This is a genomic window from Bifidobacterium callitrichos (genome assembly GCF_008698085.1).
Taxonomy (GTDB): Bacteria; Actinomycetota; Actinomycetes; order Actinomycetales; family Bifidobacteriaceae; genus Bifidobacterium; species Bifidobacterium callitrichos.
The window spans coordinates 213847-232126 of the sequence record NZ_RZJP01000003.1 but is presented as its reverse complement, the minus strand read 5'-3'; the positions used below and the strand labels follow the sequence as shown (position 1 = coordinate 232126).

The following is an 18280-nucleotide window of genomic DNA, read 5'->3' as shown; positions in this document are numbered from 1 at the left end:
CGGCCCGGAGCGTGTCGGATGACGAAAACCGACGCCCATCCCGGACAACGCTGGGATTAGAAAGAAGACTATGGCTACAGAATTAAAGGGACCTGGGTTCCATTTCGACGTGCACACCGATCTGCGCGCCGATCAGAAGGCGGAGGTACTCATCGAGGCGCTGCCGTGGCTCGAGGAGTTCGCCGGACAGCGCATCGTCGTCAAGTACGGCGGCAACGCGATGGTCGACGAGCACTTGAAGCAGTGCTTCGCCGAGGACATGGTGTTCCTGCGTCAGGTGGGACTGCACCCGATCGTCGTGCACGGCGGCGGCCCGCAGATCTCTCGCATGTTGAAGGCCCTCGGCATCAAATCCGAATTCAAGGGGGGCCTCAGGGTCACGACCCCCGAGGCGATGGACGTGGTGCGCATGGTCCTGACCGGCAAGGTCTCGCGTGAGCTCGTCGGCCTCATCAACGCGCACGGCCCGTTCGCCGTCGGCCTGTCCGGCGAGGACGGCGGACTGTTCTCCGCCATGCAGCGCAAGCCCGTCATCGACGGCAAAGCCACCGACATCGGACTGGTCGGAGACGTGGTCTCCGTCGACGCGTCCGCCGTCGAGGACCTCGTGGCCGCCGGACGCATCCCGGTCGTCTCGTCGGTCGCCCCGAACGAGGACGACGCCACCGAGGTGCTCAACGTGAACGCCGACTCCGCGGCCGCCGCGCTCGCCGCCGCTGTCGGCGCGCGCAAGCTCGTGATCCTCACCGATGTCGACGGCCTGTACGCCGACTGGCCGGACCGCAACTCGCTGATCGGTCGCATCGGCGTGGAGAACCTGCGAGACATGCTGCCCGATCTGGAATCCGGCATGCGCCCGAAGATGGAGGCCTGCGTGCGCGCCATCGACGGCGGCGTGCCCCAGGCGCACATCATCGACGGCCGCAAGCCGCACTCCATCCTGAACGAGATATTCACCACCGCCGGCATCGGCACCATGGTCGTGCCCGAGGACGGCATCGAGATGAGGAGCTCCTATGTCTACTGAATCCATTGATGTCAGCAACGCCAATGTCCCCGCGGGCGGCGAGACGCTCGGCCCGAACGATGAGAAGTGGCTGGGGGAGTACTCCCAGGTCCACATGAACGTGTTCGGCACCCCGCTGCGCGTGATGGACCACGGCAAGGGCACGCGCGTGTGGGACATCGACGGCAACGAATACCTCGACTTCCTCGCCGGCATCGCCGTCAACTCGCTCGGCTACGCGCACCCCAAGTGGGTCGAGGCCGTCTCCGAGCAGGCCGCGAAGGTCGCCCACACGAGCAACTACTTCGCCACCGAGCCGCAGATCAGGCTCGCCGCCAAGCTCGTCGAACTCGCCGGCGCCCCCGAAGGTTCCCACGTGTACTTCGGCAACTCCGGCGCCGAAGGCAACGAAGCCGCCCTGAAACTCGCCAAGCTCTACGGGCGCACGCTGCCCGGAGCCTCGCCCGCGATGGGCGGCAAGCCCGCGCGCATCATCGCCCTGACCAACGGCTTCCACGGCCGTACTCTGGGCGCGCTGTCCGCGACGTGGAAGCCCGCCATCCGCAAGCCGTTCGAGCCGCTCGTGCCGAGCATCCAGTTCGTGCGAGCCGGCGACCCGTTCGCCCTCTACGAGGCGTTCGCCGAGACCGGCGTCGGCCACTACGGCAAGGGTCCGGTCGCCGCCGTCATCATGGAGCTCATCCAGGGCGAGGCCGGCGTCAAGCCTCTGGGCGCCGACTACGTCAAGCAGGTGCGTCAGATGTGCGACATCCACAACGCGCTGCTCATCATCGACGAGGTGCAGACCGGCATCGGCCGCACCGGATCCTGGTTCGCGTTCCAGCGCAAGGACCTCTCCGGCGGCATCACCCCGGACATCGTCACGTTCGCCAAGGGCGTCGCCGGAGGCTTCCCGATGGGCGGCATGATCGCCTTCGGCTCCAAGCTCTCCGCGCTGTTCACCCCCGGATCGCACGGCTCGACCTTCGCCGGCAACCCGCTCGGCGCGGCTGCCGCGCTCGCCACGCTCTCCGTGATCAAGCAGGACGGGCTCGTCGCCAACGCCGAGGAGCGTGGGCGCCAGCTGCGCGAAGGCCTCATGGCCACCGGCAACCCGCTGTACGTCTCCGTACGCGGCCGGGGCCTGCTGGACGCGGTCGAACTGTCCCACCCGTGCGCGCATGCGGTGATGAACTGGTGCCTCGAACACGGACTCATCGTCAACGCCGTACGCGCCGACGCCCTGCGCTTCGCGCCGCCGCTCATCGTCTCCGAACAGGACGTGGACGATGCGCTGGCCATCCTCAAGGCCGTCCCGACGGACCTTCCCAACGACTGACCGGCCGATGTCGGCGCACGGTCCGTCCCAGACCCATTCGTCATTCGTCTTTTGAAAGAGAGCAACCATCATGACCCCCGAACTTCGCCACATGCTGCGTGACGACGACCTGAACCACGAGGAGCAGAAGCAGGTCCTCGAACTCGCCATCAAGTTCCACAAGGATCGTTTCTACAAGCAGCCGTTCGCCGGCCCCCAGGCCGTCGCGGTGCTGTTCGACAAGCCGTCGACCCGCACGCGATCCAGCTTCTCCATCGGCGTGGCCGAACTCGGTGGCTACCCGCTGGTCATCGACAAGTCCGGATCCCAGCTGGGCCGCGGCGAGCCGGTCGCCGACACCGCCCGCGTGCTTGACCGCATGGCCTACGGCGTGGTGTGGCGCACCTTCGGCCAGGATCGCGTCGAGGAGATGGCGAAGTACTCCACCCACCCGGTGGTCAACGCGCTGACCGACGACTTCCACCCCTGCCAGATCCTCGCCGACTTCCAGACGATCGCCGAGCATCGCGGCGGCGTCGACAACCTGAAGAACCAGACCATCGCCTACGTGGGCGACGCGGCCAACAACATGTCCAACTCGTACCTGCTCGGCGGCGCCGTCGCCGGCATGAACGTGCGCGTGGCCGGCCCGCAGGGCTACCTGCCCCGTCCGGACATCGTCGCGGACGCGGAGGCGCTCGCGGCCGAGAACGGCGGTTCCATCCTCGTGACCACCGACGCGAAGGAGGCCGTCAGGGACGCCGACTGCGTGTTCACCGACACGTGGGTGTCGATGGGCGAGGAGGCCGAGTATGCGATCCGCTCCAAGCCGTTCTGGCACTATCAGGTCAACGACGAGCTCATGGCCCTCGCCAAGCCCGACGCGCTGTTCCAGCACTGCCTGCCCGCCTACCGCGGCAAGGAGGTCACCGCCTCGGTAATCGATGGCCCGCAGTCCGTGGTGTGGGACGAGGCGGAGAACCGTCTGCACGCGCAGAAGGCGCTGCTGACCTGGCTGACCGGCAAGGCACGCGGCGACGAAAGCCTGCTCGCATGAGCGAATCCAGCTCCCTGCAGCGTCCGACGACCCGTACGGCGCGGCTGAGCGCCATCGAGGAGGCGCTGACGAACCACGTCGTCACGTCGCAGTCGCAGCTGTCGGCGATCCTCGCCGATCAGGGCATCGCCGTCACGCAGGCGACGCTGAGCCGCGATCTGGACGAGATGAACGCGTTCAAGAAGCGCCTGCCCGACGGCACGATGGCCTACGCCGTGGGGCACGTCTCCGACGACGAGCACCCCGACATGACGAAGGCCGAGACGCAGATGTCGCGCGTGCTGAGCGGGCTGGTCACCTCCGTGGCCGCCGCGAGGAACCTCATCGTCGTGCATACGCCATCAGGCGCGGCACAGTACGTGGCGTCCGTCATCGACAAGCAGCCGGTGGAGGGGGTGCTCGGCACGATCGCCGGGGACGACACCGTGATGGTGATCTGCCCCGACGAGGGGAATGCGGAGGCGCGCGCCGACTGGCTGCTCGCGCTGGCGTCGAAGTGAGGTGTGGCGCGTCCGCATCGTAAGACGCGCCACACCGGTGGTGCATAAATATACGGACTTATGTATATACTTTCATCAGTTTGTTTTTGAAGAAAGGCATTCCATGGCAGACAACAATCGACTCGTACTGGCCTACTCCGGCGGTCTTGACACCTCCGTCGCGATCTCGTACCTCAAGGAGCGCACCGGCAAGGACGTCGTCGCCGTCTCCCTCGACGTCGGTCAGGGCGGCGAAAGCCTCGAGACCATCAAGGAGCGCGCCCTCGCCTGCGGCGCCGTCGAGGCGTACGTCGTCGACGCGCGAGACGAGTTCGCCAACGAGTACTGCATGAAGGCCCTCAAGGCCAACGCCATGTACGAAGGCGTCTACCCGCTCGTCTCCGCCATCTCCCGCCCGCTGATTTCCAAGCACCTCGTGCGTGCCGCCCACCAGTTCGGCGCCGACACGATCTCCCACGGCTGCACCGGCAAGGGCAACGATCAGGTCCGCTTCGAGGTGTCCATCGCCTCCATCGACCCGACGCTCAAGGCCATCAGCCCGATCCGTGATCTGGCCCTGACCCGCGACGTCGAGATCGCGTTCGCCAAGGAGCACAAGCTGCCGATCACCCAGACCGAGAAGTCCCCGTACTCCATCGACCAGAACGTGTGGGGTCGCGCCATCGAGACCGGCTTCCTCGAGGACCCGTGGAACGGCCCGACCAAGGACTGCTACTCCTACACCGACGACCCGGCGTTCCCGCCGGTCGAGGACGAGGTCGTCATCGAGTTCAAGCAGGGCATCCCGGTCAAGATCGACGGCCGCGACGTCACCCCGCTGCAGGCCATCGAGGAGATGAACCGCCGCGCCGGCGCACAGGGCATCGGCCGCATCGACCTGATCGAGGATCGTCTGGTCGGCATCAAGTCCCGCGAGCTGTACGAGGCCCCGGGCGCCGTGGCCCTCATCACCGCGCACCAGGAGCTCGAGAACTGCTGCCTCGAGCGCGAGCAGCACCGCATCAAGCGCGACATCGACAAGCGCTGGGGCGAGCTCGTCTACGATGCGCAGTGGTTCTCCCCGGCCACCCAGTCGCTCAACGCGTTCATCGAGGACACTCAGAAGTACGTCTCCGGCGAGATCCGCATGACCCTGCACGGCGGTCGCGCGGTCGTCACCGGCCGTCGCTCCGACTCCTCGCTGTACGACTACAACCTCGCCACCTACGACTCCGGCGACAGCTTCGACTCGAAGTCCTCCAACGGCTTCATCGACATCTACGGTCTGCCGAGCCGCGTGGCCGCCGCCCGCGACGTCAAGTTCGGCAACGGCATCGAGGTGCCGTCCAACACCGTCGAGTGACAACGGGCTGACGCGATCGGTCGGTTGTTGCCGACTGGCTCTGATCGGGCTGGTCGGGTGTCTTACTGACACGTCGGTCGACCGTCGCAGGTCAGCAACGATCAACTCCATTTCCTCAAGGCCTTCCTCCGGATTCATTCCGGGAGAAGGCCTTTTGCATATGCCGACGCATGGCGACGCAAGGTGAAGTCTGGCGGCATAGAACGGCGCGGCATAGGACGAGCGGTATGAGGCGAGCCGTTTCCGTCACTTCGTGACGTGTACCTCTCGCTGAGGGCGCCCTTGGCGAGAGAAATGTGTCACCGATATGCGTGGTTCTCTCACTGGGAGCCGTTCAACGAGAGGTCCTTCGCACGCCGCAACGGCAATCTCTCGCGGGCCCCTTGGCCAGTGAGAGATTCATGTCATAACATGGCAGTGATATCTCGTCATGCCTTGTTCAGCGAGAGGTTTCGGGCTGATGACGGCAATACGATCCTGGCACAGTCCTCAGTGTCGCCTCGACTGCCCCCTCGACCGGTAGTCCTCGCGTACGTCCTGGAACACGGCGGTGGCGGAGGCCGCTTCGAGTCTCACGCCTCCTCGTACGGCCGTCGCGGCGCGTGACACGGCAGCGAACGATGATTCGACACCTTGTCCATCGGCGTGGAAATCGGCGGCGCATTGGGGCGCGATGCCGAAATCATCCGCCGTTTGCACGGCGTCGATGTTGGCGCCGAGGAATACGAACTCCCAGTGATATCGAGCGCGTTCCAGTTCGATCATGCTGCGCACCTGTCGCAGAGAATACCGGCGGCGAAGGCCTCCTTGTCGAATACGCATAGGTACACGTCGAGATCCGCTCGATCGGCCGGATCGGCGCCATGGTCCGGATCATCCTGCTTCAGCGACTCCTCCGGCGACTCCACCGAGGAATCCAGGAAGCGCCGGATCTCGTCGACGGCAACGTCGAGCGCCTGAGCCTTCGGATAGCCGTAGATGCCGCTCGAGATCAGGGGGAACGCGATGCTGTCGCACTTGAGATGTGCCGCCAACGCCAATGAGTTCCGGTAGCAGGCGCGCAGGAGCGTCTCCTCACCGTGATCGCCGCCCTGCCAGACCGGTCCGGCCGTGTGGATCACGTACCGCGCCGGCAGGTCGAAGCCCGCAGTCGCCACGGCCTGCCCGGTGCGGATGGGGGAGAGGCGGTCACACGCCTTCCGCATGCGATCGGCGCCGGCCGCGCGGAAGATCGCCCCGCACACGCCGCCTCCCATGCGCAGCGCGGTGTTCGCCGCGTTGACGACGGCGTCCACATCCAAGCGTGTGATGTCCTGCCGAACCAGGTGCAACGGCATGACGGCCTCCCTCATGCGATACCTCGATACACTCATCGATACACTCAATAGGATATCCGCGGATATCCATCGCAAACAGATCCAGATTCATCCCCATGAATCCCCGACGCTATGTAGCGCAACGCTGATAGTCTGGCATACGGTCGAAAACGCATAGCAACCCCAAGCAACCAACATCGTAAAGGAGCAGCATATGGCCGAAAACACCGAACATCTCGCCCTGTGGGGCGGCCGCTTCACCTCCGGGCCGTCCGCCGAGCTCGCCCGTCTGTCCAAGTCCACCCAGTTCGACTGGCGACTCGCGGACGACGACATCGCCGGCTCGCGCGCCCACGCCCGCGCGCTCGGCCGCGCCGGACTCCTCACCGACGAGGAGTTGAAGCGCATGGAGGACGCGCTCGACACCCTCCAGCGCCACGTCGACGACGGCAGCTTCGCCCCGATCGAGGACGACGAGGACGAGGCCACCGCACTGGAGCGCGGCCTCATCGACATCGCCGGCGACGAGCTCGGCGGCAAGCTCAGGGCCGGACGCTCCCGCAACGACCAGATCGCCTGCCTGATCCGCATGTGGCTGCGCCGCCACTCGCGCGTCATCGCGAAGCTCCTGCTCGACCTCGTCAACGCCCTCATCGCCCAGAGCGAGAAGGCCGGACGCACCGTCATGCCCGGCCGCACCCACATGCAGCACGCCCAGCCCGTGCTGCTCGCCCACCAGCTCATGGCCCACGCCTGGCCGCTGCTGCGCGACGTCGAACGCCTCGTCGACTGGGACAAGCGCATCAACGCCTCCCCGTACGGCTCCGGCGCGCTCGCCGGCAACACGCTCGGCACCGATCCGGAGGCCGTCGCCCGCGAGCTCGGCTTCTCCCGCGTGACCGACAACTCGATCGACGGCACCGCCTCGCGCGATCTCGTCGCCGAATTCGCGTTCGTCGCCGCGATGACCGGCGTCGACATCTCCCGCCTGAGCGAGGAGATCATCATCTGGAACACGCAGGAGTTCGCCTTCGTCAAGCTCGACGACGCCTACTCCACCGGCTCCTCGATCATGCCGCAGAAGAAGAACCCGGACATCGCCGAGCTGGCGCGCGGCAAGTCCGGACGACTGATCGGCGATCTGACCGGTCTGCTCGCCACCTTGAAGGGTCTGCCCACCGCGTACGCGCGCGATCTGCAGGAGGACAAGGAGGCCGTGTTCGACCAGGTCGACACGCTCGAGGTGCTGCTGCCCGCGTTCACCGGCATGGTGCGTACCATGCGCTTCGACGCCGACCGTCTCGAGGCCGAGGCGCCGACCGGCTTCGCGCTCGCCACGGACATCGCCGAATGGCTCGTCAAGAACGGCGTGCCGTTCCGCCACGCCCACGAGCTCTCCGGTGCATGCGTGAAGATCGCCGAGGGCCGCGGCCAGGAGCTGTGGGATCTGACCGACGAGGACTTCATCTCCACCTTCGCGGCGTTCCTGCCCGCGGACAAGGCGCCGGGCGTGCGTGAGGTGCTCTCCAGCCACGGTTCGGTCGACTCCCGCAACGGCAAGGGCGGCACCGCCTACGGCCGCGTGCGCGAGCAGATCGTCGACGCCAAGCGCGAGCTGGAGGAGCTCAGGGTCTTCGCCGACTCCACCTCCGACGGCCCGTCCTACAAGACTCCGGGTACGTTCTGACGGTTGTCATCGTCGCCATCTAGACTGGGCTTCATAACGAACGGGAGCCGAAAGGCTGAGAGGAAGTGCAAAGCTTCGACCGGGGAACTTGACGCGGGTCATGCCGCCGTAAGGAATCGTTGTTCATGGTTTCCTACCGTGCATCCGGTTCATCGGAATGCCGGTTCCTCGACTCAGTCGGAACGCGGATCGTTCGCTGAAAGACCCATAACTGAACAACTCATAATCTAGCCATGCGAGCGCGGGATCCGCGGTCGTTACTCGTCCGGCTGCGAATCCGGCGCACGCATGGTCGCATGTCAGGGCACATGGATGGGCGCACCACTTAGGGTACGGCTTACATTCGTGCGCCCTTTTTCATACCGGTCGTACCGGCTCATGCGGTCGCCGTGCCATACACGGCTGCCGCAGGAGATATGGAGGGCATGCCCTACGAACACCGAAAGGGGTGGAGCATATGCAGGTCAACGGGGAGCAGGTCACGTTGGAGGCGCCGGTCAGCGTCGCCGAATACCTTGACGCGCACGGATACCGGGCAGGCCGCGTGGCCATCGAACTCAACGGGGAGATCATCCCGCGCGAGCGTCGCGAGGAGACGATGCTCGACGACCAGTGCGTCATGGAGATCGTGCAGTTCGTTCAGGGCGGGTGAGGCGTAGAGCGTCTCGCAACCACATCAATACACCAATGAAGGCAATGAAGGGAAACAACATGAGCAACATCAATCCGGTCACCGAGGCATCCGTCGAAGCCACGCCGCTGCCGCCGCAGCCGGCGGTCGTCAACCCGGTCGGCACCTCCGCGCCGATCCTGCCCGTCGAGGACAAGCCGCTGAACCTCGGCGGTCACGAGTTCCGGTCCCGGTTCATCCTCGGCTCCGGCCGCTACGACCTGAACCTCATCAAGGCCACCGTCGAGCACGCCGGCACGCAGATCGTCACGATGGCGCTGCGCCGCGCGACCACCACCGAGAACAGTGTCCTCGACTACATCCCCGAAGGCATCACGCTCCTGCCGAACACGTCCGGCGCGCGCAACGCCGAGGAGGCCGTGCGCATCGCCCGCCTCGCCCGCGAGGTGTGCCACACCGACTTCGTCAAGGTCGAGATCGAACACGAGACCAAGTACCTCCTGCCGGACAACGCCGAGACGATCCGCGCCACCGAGATGCTCGCGAAGGAGGGATTCGTGGTCATGCCGTACATGTTCCCCGATCCGATCGCCGCACGTCAGCTCGAGGAGGCCGGCGCCGCCGCGGTCATGCCGCTCGGCTCACTGATCGGCTCCAACATGGGTCTGCGCATGCGCGACTTCATCGAGATCATCATCGCGAACGCCCATGTGCCGGTCATCATCGACGCCGGCATCGGCCGCCCCAGCCAGGCGTGCGACGCGATGGAGATGGGTGCGGACGCGGTCATGGCGTACACGGCCGTCGCCTCCGCGGGCAACATCCCGCTCATGGCCGAGGCGTTCAAGCACGCGATCGACGCCGGCCGTGCGGCCTACCTGTCGGGCCTCGGCAAGGTGACCGAAGGCCACGCCGTGCCGTCCAGCCCGACCACCGGCTACCTGCACTGAGAGCGGCGAATAGTAGGAGGCATCTGGCATGGCGTTCTCGGACGAACAGCTCGAACGGTATTCCCGTCATCTGATATTGCGCGGCGTCGGCGTCGCAGGGCAGAAGCGGCTGCTCGCCGCAAGCGTCCTCATCGTCGGCGCGGGCGGGCTCGGCTCGCCGGTCGCGCTCTATCTGGCGGCAGCCGGCGTCGGGCGAATCGGCATCGTCGACGGCGATACGGTCGACCTGAGCAACCTGCAGCGCCAGATCATCCACACCACCGCGAACGTCGGCGAACCGAAGGCGGAGTCGGCCGCCGCCTCGGTTCGCGCGATCAACCCGGACGTGACCGTCGAGACCTACGACGAGCCGGTCGACGCCGGCAACATCGCCGATCTCATCGCCCGATACGATCTGGTGATCGACGCGACCGACAACTTCTCGGCCAAGTTCCTCATCAACGACGCCTGCGTGCTGGCGGGCAGGCCGTTCATCCATGCGGGCGTCGTCGGGTTCGCCGGTCAGGTGATGACCGTCGTGCCGGGGCATGGCCCCTGCTACCGATGCATCTTCGGCGACATGCCGGCCGCCGGCGAGGTGCCGACCTGCCGCGAGGCGGGCGTGCTCGGTGCGGTCGTCGGCGTGATCGGCAGCCTCGAGGCCACCGAGGCGCTCAAGCTCATCATCGGCGTGGGCGAACCGCTGGTCGGACGCATGCTCACCGTCGACGCGCTGACGATGAACATCCGGCGCGTCCCGCTTCCGGACCACGTGTCCGACTGTCCGGTGTGCGGCGACAGGCCGACCATCACCACGCTCGACCCGGACAACTACATCCAGCCGGCCTGCGCGATCTGAGATCCGAACGTTTCGGATGAATCCATACGAAGGGGAAGAAGAACAGCACATGTCCATTGCGTTGCAGCTGCATGCGAATGATGCCGATGCCGTCGATACGGCGGACGCCGAACCGGCGTTCCGGCGCATCGGCCCGGCCGAATTCGCCGTGATCGTCACCTCGGGAACGACGGGAGAAGGAGAACCCGTCACGCTGCTTGACCTGCGCGAACCGGCCGACGTGGCCGCCTGCCCGATCGAGGGGGCCATCAACGCGCCCCTCGACCCGCTGGCCAAGGTGCTCAGGACCGTGCCGAAGACGCGCACGGTTGTCGTCTACTGCACCGAGGGCTGGTGGAGCGAGGAGGTCGCCGAGATCCTCGCCGACCGCGGTTACGACGTGGCGAGCCTCGAAGGCGGGTTCCGCGCCTACCGCGAATACGCCGAGTCGCACGGACTGGCGTAAAGCGACTCGCGGGGCGATCGCCGGTGAATGGCGACTTCGGGCAACACGAACGCAAATGGTGAAGGCCCGGTGGAAATCGTTCCGAGGGATGAAAGCCCGAGCCACGGGACGACCCTACAATCGGTCCTGACATCGCTCGACATGTTCCATATGACTGTCGAGCGACCGCGCAATCCCCGCACATCGCAAAACCGCAAAGGACCGAACCGTGGCACGTCTGCTCACACGTACGCAGATTCAGGAACTGGTGGCCGTACACGGCCGTGAAGTCATCGAACACAGGCACATGCAGATCGAACGGCGCTGCTTCCAGCATGGCAACGTCTCCACGTTCGCCCATTCGATCCGCGTGGCGTGCCTTGCGGTGTGGATCGCCGACCGTGCGCATCTGTGGCGTCGCGTCGACCTGAAATCACTGATCCGCGCCGCCCTGCTGCACGACTACTTCCTGTACGACTGGCACGATTGGGACGACGGCGAACACCGCCTGCATGGCTTCACCCATGGTGGCGCCGCCCTGCGCAACGCACTGCGGGACTTCCGTCTCAACGCGATCGAACGCGATTCGATCGCCAATCACATGTTCCCGATGACTCCGACGCCCCCGCGGTACGTCGAGGGGTATCTCGTCACGATCGCCGACAAGCTCTCGGCCACGCGCGAGACGCTTTCGCTCGATCGGTTCAACAAGGGCGAGGTGCCTGCGTGATCCTCACGGTCGAATACCTGTTCCTGTGGTTCCTGTTCTACAGCTTCTGCGGCTGGGTGTACGAGTCGATCCTCGTGTCCGTTCAGGAGCGTCGCCCCGTCAACCGCGGCTTCCTCAACGGGCCGCTGTGCCCGATCTACGGCACCGGTGCGGTGCTGGGCGTCGTCGTGCTCGGCGGGGTCCGCAATCCGATCCTCCTGTTCGTCATCTCGGCCGTCGGCGCGTGCCTGCTCGAATACGTGACCTCGTGGGCGATGGAGCTGCTGTTCCACGCGCGCTGGTGGGATTACTCGAACTTCCCGATCAACCTCAACGGACGCATCTGCCTGTACGGCGCGCTGATCTTCGGCGTCGGGGGAGTGGTGATCGTCGACGTGGTCCAGCCCGAGGTGGCGCGTGTCACCGCCATGATCCCGATCATGGTGATCCACTGGCTGTTCGTCACGCTGTTCGCGCTGACCGTGGCCGACACGATCATCACCGTGATCGGCATCATCGACCTCGAGGACAGCCTCGAACGGTTCAAAGCGGTCGCGGCCAGGTACAGCGGCGCGATGCGCGAAAGGGTCGGCGATATGGTCGACGGCGCGTCCGATGCATTCGGCGACGCGTTCAACGGCGCGCCGGGCAGATTCGGCGAGAAGGTCGGCGAATCCCTGCGCTCCGGCCGGCAGATGTCGACCGAACTCATGGTGCGTCTTCGCGAGACCGCCGACTCCGTGTTCAACCGTCAGCAGCGTCGTATGATCGCCTCGTTCCCGAAGCTGCGCACCGTGCGCAACAACGAGACGCTCGAGCAGTTGCGCGAGGCGTTCAGGCAGCTGCGCCGCGGCGAGGGCCGCAGGTAGCTCCTCTTTTCCGGCCCCCCTGACGAATAGAGCTGTCGGCCTGTTCTGCGACACTGTAAGACGCATTATGCCCACAATTCGATAGGGAGACAAAGGTTATGGCTCACGTCATCGACTTCAAAGAGGCGGGATTCGACACCCTGCTCGATGAACTGGAATGGCGCGGTTTGATTTCCCAGTCCACGGACCGGGATCGACTCGCGACGGCATTGAACGGAGAGCCGATCACCTATTATTGCGGGTTCGACCCGACGGCCGCGTCCCTGCACATCGGCAACCTCGTCCAGCTCATCAACATGCGTCACCTGCAGGCGGCGGGCCACCACCCGATCGCCCTAGTCGGCGGCGCCACCGGTCTGATCGGCGATCCTCGCCAGTCGGGCGAGCGCACGCTCAACCCGAAGGACGTGGTGGCCGGCTGGGCCGAGAGGCTGAAGAAGCAGATCGGCGGCATCCTCGTCACCGACGGCGCCAACCCGGTGCGCTTCGTGTCCAACTACGACTGGACCGCGCAGATGAACGTCATCGACTTCCTGCGCGACGTCGGCAAGAACTTCCGACTCGGCACGATGCTCGCCAAGGACACCGTGGCCCGTCGTCTCAACTCGGAGGACGGCATCTCCTTCACCGAGTTCAGCTACCAGGTGCTGCAGGGCAACGACTTCCTCCACCTGTACGACGAATACCAGTGCACGCTCGAGCTGGGCGGCTCCGACCAGTGGGGCAACCTCACCTCCGGCCTTGACCTGATCCACAAGGTGCGCGGCGTGGACGTCAACGTGTTCACCAGCCCGATCATCACCGACGCGCAGGGCAAGAAGTTCGGCAAGTCCGAGGGCAACGCCGTGTGGATCGATCCGACGATGCTCTCGCCGTACAAGTTCTACCAGTTCTGGATCAACCGCCCGGACGTGGAGATGGAGAGCCTGCTCAAGGCGTTCACCTTCCTGCCGAAGGCCGAGATCGAACGACTGGTCGAGGAGTCGAAGACCAATCCGGGCAAGCGCGAGGCGCAGAAGGCGCTCGCCTGGGAGGTCACCAGCTTCGTGCACGGCGAGGCCGCGACGCAGGCCGCGATCGACGCCTCCTCCGCACTGTTCGGCCGCGGCGGTGACCTGAACACGATCGACGAGGACACGCTCGAATCCGTGCTCGACGGCTTCAAGGTCGTCGATGAGAACGGCGAGCACATCTTCCCGGCCGCGGCGGCCGGCGATCGCGTGATCGACGCCGCCCAGAGCGCAGGCCTGTTCAAGACCGCATCCGAGGCGCGCCGCGCGATCAAGTCCGGCGGCGTCTACCTCAACAACGAGCGTGTCGAGGACGAGGAGGCAGTGCTCGGCGAGGGCGACTTCCTCCAGGGGCGCTTCGCGCTGATCCGCCGAGGCAAGAAGGCCCTCGGCGCCGTCGAGAAGCACTGATCCGATACGCGGTCCCCGGTGGAACATCGGGGACCGCCTGCATGCGGGGCGCGGCATCGCCTTCCACGGCGGTTGCATGGCGTTTCCCGCATAACCGTTTTTTCATTTGATTGTTTGGGGATCCACTCTTCGATTACGGATCCACACGAGGAAAGGCATACACATGGCAGAAGGCAACGAGCGTTCCGGCAAGTCGTTCGGCGGACGCAGGGGCGGCTACGGTCACGGAGGCTCCGGTTCGGGCCGTCCGTCCGGCCGCGGCGGCAAGGGCTTCAAGCCGCGTGGCAACGGCGGCAAGTCGTTCGGCGGCTCCCACGGCGGCTACGGCAAGTCCGGAGGCCGTGACGGCGGCGAGGGCGGCTTCCATAAGGGCGGTTTCCGCAAGGACTTCCATAAGTCCGGCGGCTTCCGCAAGGATGGCGATCGCGATTTCCGTCGTGAGGACCGTCAGGGTGCCGGTGAGGGCGGCGAGCGTCGCGAGTTCCATAAGGGGCCGCGTCAGGACGGCGGCTTCCGCGGCAACGGCCGTGGCGGCTACGGCGCCGGCAAGGGCGGTTTCCGCAAGGACTTCCATAAGTCCGGTGGTTTCCATAAGGATGGCGATCGCGATTTCCGTCGTGAGGACCGTCAGGGTGCCGGTGAGGGCGGCGAGCGTCGCGAGTTCCACAAGGGCCCGCGCCAGGAAGGTGGTTTCCACAAGGACGGCGGTTTCCGCAAGGACTTCCACAAGGGCCCGCGTCGCGACGGCGATCGCGGCGGCTTCCGCCGTGACGGCGGCAAGGGCGGTTTCCGCAAGGATGGCGATCGCGATTTCCGTCGTGATGATCGTCGTGAGGGTGCCGGTGAGGGCGAGGAGCGTCGCGAGTTCCACAAGGGCCCCCGCAAGGAGGGCGGTTTCCACAAGGACTTCCACAAGGGCCCGCGCCGCGACAACGGCAACCCGCGCTACCAGCGCGACGACCGCCGCGACGACCGCGGCAACCGCGACCAGCAGAACGCCGAGCGCCGTTCGTTCACCGACGAGGAGAAGCGCGAATACCGCGAGCACAAGCGCACCGAGTACATGAGCCGTCCGCGCCGCAACTCCGACGGCACGATGAGCTTCCCCTCGCAGAACCCGTACACCGATCGTCGTCCGAACGAGCCGAAGATGCCGAAGGGCCTCGTGTGGGCCATGCTCTCCAAGGACGAGCGCGAGCGTCTGCGCGGCCTGTCCAAGGAGCACGCCGAGAACATCGGCCTGCACATCCTGGCCGCCTACACGCTCATCGAGGACGATCCGCAAGCCGCGCTCGAGCACGCCCAGTGGGCCGCCAAGCAGGCCTCCCGCATCGACTTCGCACGCGAGACGCTTGCCTTCATCGCCTACCGCAAGGGCGACTACAAGCTCGCCCTGCGCGAGTTCCGCACCGCGTACCGCATGAACGGCTTCACCGACTACCTGCCGTTCATCGCCGACTGCGAGCGCGGTCTCGGCAACCCGAAGAAAGCCATCGAGATCGTCTCCTCCGACGACGCCAAGACGCTGCGCGGCGAGTCCAAGGCCGAGATGTTCCTCGTCTACGCCGGCGCGCTCGCCGATCTGAAGCTGTGGGACAAGGCCATCGAGATCGTGCACACCCTCGGCCGTTCCAAGGGTCTGCCGGGCGCCTACCGCATGCGTGCGCTGCAGGCCGAGCAGCTGTTCCTCGAGGAGGCCGGACGCAACGACGAGGCCATCGACCTCGATCAGGTCATCGAGAAGCTCGAGGACCAGTACGCCGACTTCGACGAGGACGAGGAGAGCGACGACGTGGTCATCGACCACGATCTGGAGCATCTGGAGGATCCGGAGATCCTCGAGAAACTCGGCATCACCGAGGAGGATGCCGAATACGCGCCCGAGGACGAGTCCGATGAGCCCGAGGACGACGCCAACCATGGCGACGAGTCGGCCGAGAGCGTCGACGGCGAATCCGCCGACGAGGACGAGACGCAGGCCCCGGCCGAGGAGGCCGTGGACGGCGCCGAATCGGACGACGAGCCCGAATCCGACGAGACGGAGAAGGTCGAGGAGCACGCCGAGGCGGAATCCTCCGAGCCGGCCGAGCAGCCCGAGGCGTGAGCGAGACCGGTATGACGACGCGATTGCTCAAAGGCACCACGAAGCCGCTCGCCGAGGCCTACCAGCTTGCGCTGCTCGACCTTGACGGCGTGGTCTACCGTGGCAAGAACCCGGTCGAACACGCCGCCGACTCGATCCGTGCGGCCGAACGGGCCGGCATGACCATCGAGTACACGACGAACAACTCGTCGCGTTTCCAGAGGGTCGTCGCCGAACAGCTCAGGGGCTTCGACCTCGACGTCGAACCCTGGCAGGTCATCACCTCGTCCGTGGTGGCCGCGCGCATGGTCGCCAAGGCCGTGCCCGCCGGCTCCACGGTGCTGGTCGTCGGCGCCGAACACCTGCGCGAGGAGGTCACCCGCGCCGGACTCGTCGTCACCGACGACCCGCAGGCGCATCCGACCGCCGTCATCCAGGGATGGTTCCCGGAGATGACCTGGCAGATGATGGCCAACGCCGCGTTCGCGGTCGAGGCGGGCGCCACGTACTTCGTGACCAACCGCGATCTGACGATTCCGCGCGAGCTCGGCATCGCCCCGGGCTGCGGTTCGATGATCCGCGCCGTGATCGCCGCCACCGGCGTCGAACCGGTCGCCTCCGCCGGCAAGCCGGAATCGTTCATGTACGACGAGGCGCGCGAGCTCAACGCCTCCGAGGGCTTCGATCTCGTGCCCAAGGAGCATTCGATTGCGATCGGCGATCGTCTCGACACCGACATCGAGGCTGGCAACCGCGGCGGCTATGATTCGCTCGCGGTACTCACCGGCGTCACCAACCCGCACGAGCTCATGCTCGCTCCCGCGCACCTGCGCCCCACCTACATCGCGCCGGATCTGCGCGCGCTGGGCGAGGTCATGCCCGAGCCCGTCGATCAGGGCGGCGGCCGCTGGACGTGCGGCGAGGCGAGCGCCGCGTTCGACGCCGTCTCCGGCACGATCGCCGTCTGCGACGCGACCTCGGTCGACGCGCTTCGCGCCGCCGTCTGCGCCGCATGGCAGGCCGCCGACTCGGGCGCGGACATGAGCACGATCGATCTGCCGGAGTTCGCGCTGTGAGCGTGACTCCCGCCAACCCCGACGACGAACGGTCGCTGCGGGATCCGCTGATCGAACGGTTCCCGCAGCTCGCCGACATCGGAGGCATGGATGACGATCGACGCATCGACGCGCTGCGCGGCGTGCTCGACGATCTGCAGCACGAACTCGACGCGATCGGCAGGTCGGATGCGTCCCACGGGCGGGGTGCGCACCATGGGTGACGTCGAATTCAACACGTCCGGCCCGGCCGGCGACATGCCCGACATGCCCGACCGACTCGATCTGTGGCTCGTCGCCGGGGGAGTGGTCGACTCGCGCTCCAAGGCGCAGCGGCTCATCAGGGCCGGCAAGGTCACCGTCGACGGCAGGGTCGTGACCAAGCCGTCGTTCGCGGTCGGCGCCGCCGCCACTGCTGGTGGCGCCGACACGTCGGGCGATGACGGCGATATGCCTCGCATGCGCATCGTCGTCGACAAGGGCGACGACTACGTCTCGCGAGGCGCGTACAAGCTCGTCGGCGCCTTCGACCGGTTCGCGGCCGAGGGGCTTGCCGACCCCGCGGGCCTTGATTGTCTTGACATCGGCGCGTCCACCGGTGGATTCACGCAGGTGCTGCTGCGCCGCGGCGCCGCGCATGTCATCGCGCTCGACGTCGGCCACGGCCAGCTCGACCCGCGTGTCGCCGGCGATGCGCGCGTCATCGAGATGAGCGGCGTCAACATCCGCGACGTCGAGGCCGACTACCTGCCCTACCGTCCGGCGATGATCGTCTCCGACGTCTCCTTCATCTCCCTCAAGTACGTGATTCCGGTGATCGCCCGCATAGCCGCACCGGGCGCGCGCGTCGTGCTGCTCGTCAAACCGCAGTTCGAGGTCGGCCGCGAGGGACTCGACCGGCATGGCATCGTCGAAAGCGAGGCCCTGCGCAGACAGGCGCTCGACGACATCGTCGCATGCGCGCGCGAACACGGGCTCGACGTCGTGGCGACGGCCCCAAGCCCCATCGAGGGCACCCACGGCAACGCCGAATGGCTGCTCTACGCCGTCTGCCGCTCCTGACCGACCCCGGTC

The 18280-nt window shown here is 66.3% G+C and carries 19 protein-coding genes; 17 read left to right on the top strand and 2 right to left on the bottom strand.

Features of this window, described 5'->3' with window-relative positions; translation table 11 throughout:
• Positions 1 to 70 precede the first annotated feature (70 nt).
• From argB to EMB92_RS08000, 5 genes are all read left to right on the top strand, one after another.
• Positions 71 to 1027: an acetylglutamate kinase gene (argB, locus tag EMB92_RS08020; RefSeq protein WP_043167853.1), complete on the top strand. Its 957-nt coding sequence runs from the start codon at positions 71 to 73 to the stop codon at positions 1025 to 1027.
• Positions 1017 to 2345: an acetylornithine transaminase gene (locus tag EMB92_RS08015; RefSeq protein WP_150394438.1), complete on the top strand. Its 1329-nt coding sequence runs from the start codon at positions 1017 to 1019 to the stop codon at positions 2343 to 2345. Before argB ends, EMB92_RS08015 begins: the two co-directional genes overlap by 11 nt.
• A 70-nt stretch (positions 2346 to 2415) precedes the next feature.
• Positions 2416 to 3381: an ornithine carbamoyltransferase gene (argF, locus tag EMB92_RS08010; protein ID WP_107043391.1), complete on the top strand. Its 966-nt coding sequence runs from the start codon at positions 2416 to 2418 to the stop codon at positions 3379 to 3381.
• A complete protein-coding gene (gene argR, locus EMB92_RS08005; protein ID WP_150394437.1) occupies positions 3378 to 3881 on the top strand; it encodes an arginine repressor in 504 nt (167 codons plus the stop codon). Before argF ends, argR begins: the two co-directional genes overlap by 4 nt.
• A 103-nt stretch (positions 3882 to 3984) precedes the next feature.
• Positions 3985 to 5223, top strand: coding sequence for an argininosuccinate synthase (locus tag EMB92_RS08000; protein ID WP_107043389.1), 1239 nt, complete (start codon positions 3985 to 3987; stop codon positions 5221 to 5223).
• Positions 5224 to 5712: 489 nt separating this feature from the next.
• Here EMB92_RS08000 and EMB92_RS07995 read toward each other — a convergent pair whose 3' ends face one another.
• Both EMB92_RS07995 and EMB92_RS07990 read right to left on the bottom strand, forming a co-directional pair.
• A complete protein-coding gene (locus tag EMB92_RS07995; RefSeq protein ID WP_150394436.1) occupies positions 5713 to 5988 on the bottom strand; it encodes a hypothetical protein in 276 nt (91 codons plus the stop codon).
• Positions 5985 to 6560 (bottom strand): macro domain-containing protein, encoded by a 576-nt coding sequence (locus EMB92_RS07990; RefSeq protein ID WP_150394435.1) that lies wholly within the window; start codon positions 6558 to 6560, stop codon positions 5985 to 5987. The genes EMB92_RS07995 and EMB92_RS07990 overlap by 4 nt, the downstream gene beginning before the upstream one ends.
• 193 nt (positions 6561 to 6753) lie before the next feature.
• Here EMB92_RS07990 and argH point away from each other — a divergent pair, with 193 nt between their 5' ends.
• The 12 genes from argH to EMB92_RS07930 all read left to right on the top strand — a co-directional run bounded on the left by argH (position 6754) and on the right by EMB92_RS07930 (position 18268).
• Entirely contained in the window at positions 6754 to 8226 is a 1473-nt protein-coding gene (argH, locus tag EMB92_RS07985) for an argininosuccinate lyase (protein ID WP_043165461.1), read from the top strand.
• A 457-nt stretch (positions 8227 to 8683) separates the two neighbouring features.
• Positions 8684 to 8878: a sulfur carrier protein ThiS gene (gene thiS / locus EMB92_RS07980; protein WP_043165460.1), complete on the top strand. Its 195-nt coding sequence runs from the start codon at positions 8684 to 8686 to the stop codon at positions 8876 to 8878.
• A 59-nt stretch (positions 8879 to 8937) separates the two neighbouring features.
• Positions 8938 to 9807: a thiazole synthase gene (locus EMB92_RS07975; RefSeq protein ID WP_150394434.1), complete on the top strand. Its 870-nt coding sequence runs from the start codon at positions 8938 to 8940 to the stop codon at positions 9805 to 9807.
• Between the two features lie 28 nt (positions 9808 to 9835).
• On the top strand, positions 9836 to 10645 hold the full coding sequence (gene thiF / locus EMB92_RS07970; protein WP_150394433.1) for a thiazole biosynthesis adenylyltransferase ThiF: 810 nt from the start codon (positions 9836 to 9838) through the stop codon (positions 10643 to 10645).
• 49 nt (positions 10646 to 10694) lie between these two features.
• On the top strand, positions 10695 to 11090 hold the full coding sequence (locus EMB92_RS07965; RefSeq protein ID WP_043165458.1) for a rhodanese-like domain-containing protein: 396 nt from the start codon (positions 10695 to 10697) through the stop codon (positions 11088 to 11090).
• A 208-nt stretch (positions 11091 to 11298) separates the two neighbouring features.
• Entirely contained in the window at positions 11299 to 11799 is a 501-nt protein-coding gene (locus tag EMB92_RS07960) for an HD domain-containing protein (RefSeq protein WP_140444436.1), read from the top strand.
• The gene (locus EMB92_RS07955) at positions 11796 to 12647 is read left to right on the top strand and encodes a putative ABC transporter permease (RefSeq protein WP_190973611.1); all 852 of its coding nucleotides are present in this window, start codon (positions 11796 to 11798) and stop codon (positions 12645 to 12647) included. Before EMB92_RS07960 ends, EMB92_RS07955 begins: the two co-directional genes overlap by 4 nt.
• 98 nt (positions 12648 to 12745) lie before the next feature.
• Entirely contained in the window at positions 12746 to 14068 is a 1323-nt protein-coding gene (tyrS, locus tag EMB92_RS07950; protein WP_150394432.1) for a tyrosine--tRNA ligase, read from the top strand.
• A gap of 163 nt (positions 14069 to 14231) precedes the next feature.
• Entirely contained in the window at positions 14232 to 16172 is a 1941-nt protein-coding gene (locus EMB92_RS07945) for a tetratricopeptide repeat protein (protein WP_150394431.1), read from the top strand.
• An 11-nt stretch (positions 16173 to 16183) separates the two neighbouring features.
• The gene (locus EMB92_RS07940; RefSeq protein ID WP_150394430.1) at positions 16184 to 17227 is read left to right on the top strand and encodes an HAD-IIA family hydrolase; all 1044 of its coding nucleotides are present in this window, start codon (positions 16184 to 16186) and stop codon (positions 17225 to 17227) included.
• Positions 17224 to 17430, top strand: a complete 207-nt coding sequence (locus EMB92_RS07935) for a hypothetical protein (protein ID WP_150394429.1) — start codon at positions 17224 to 17226, stop codon at positions 17428 to 17430. Before EMB92_RS07940 ends, EMB92_RS07935 begins: the two co-directional genes overlap by 4 nt.
• Positions 17423 to 18268 (top strand): TlyA family RNA methyltransferase, encoded by an 846-nt coding sequence (locus EMB92_RS07930; RefSeq protein ID WP_395951957.1) that lies wholly within the window; start codon positions 17423 to 17425, stop codon positions 18266 to 18268. Before EMB92_RS07935 ends, EMB92_RS07930 begins: the two co-directional genes overlap by 8 nt.
• Positions 18269 to 18280 lie beyond the last annotated feature (12 nt).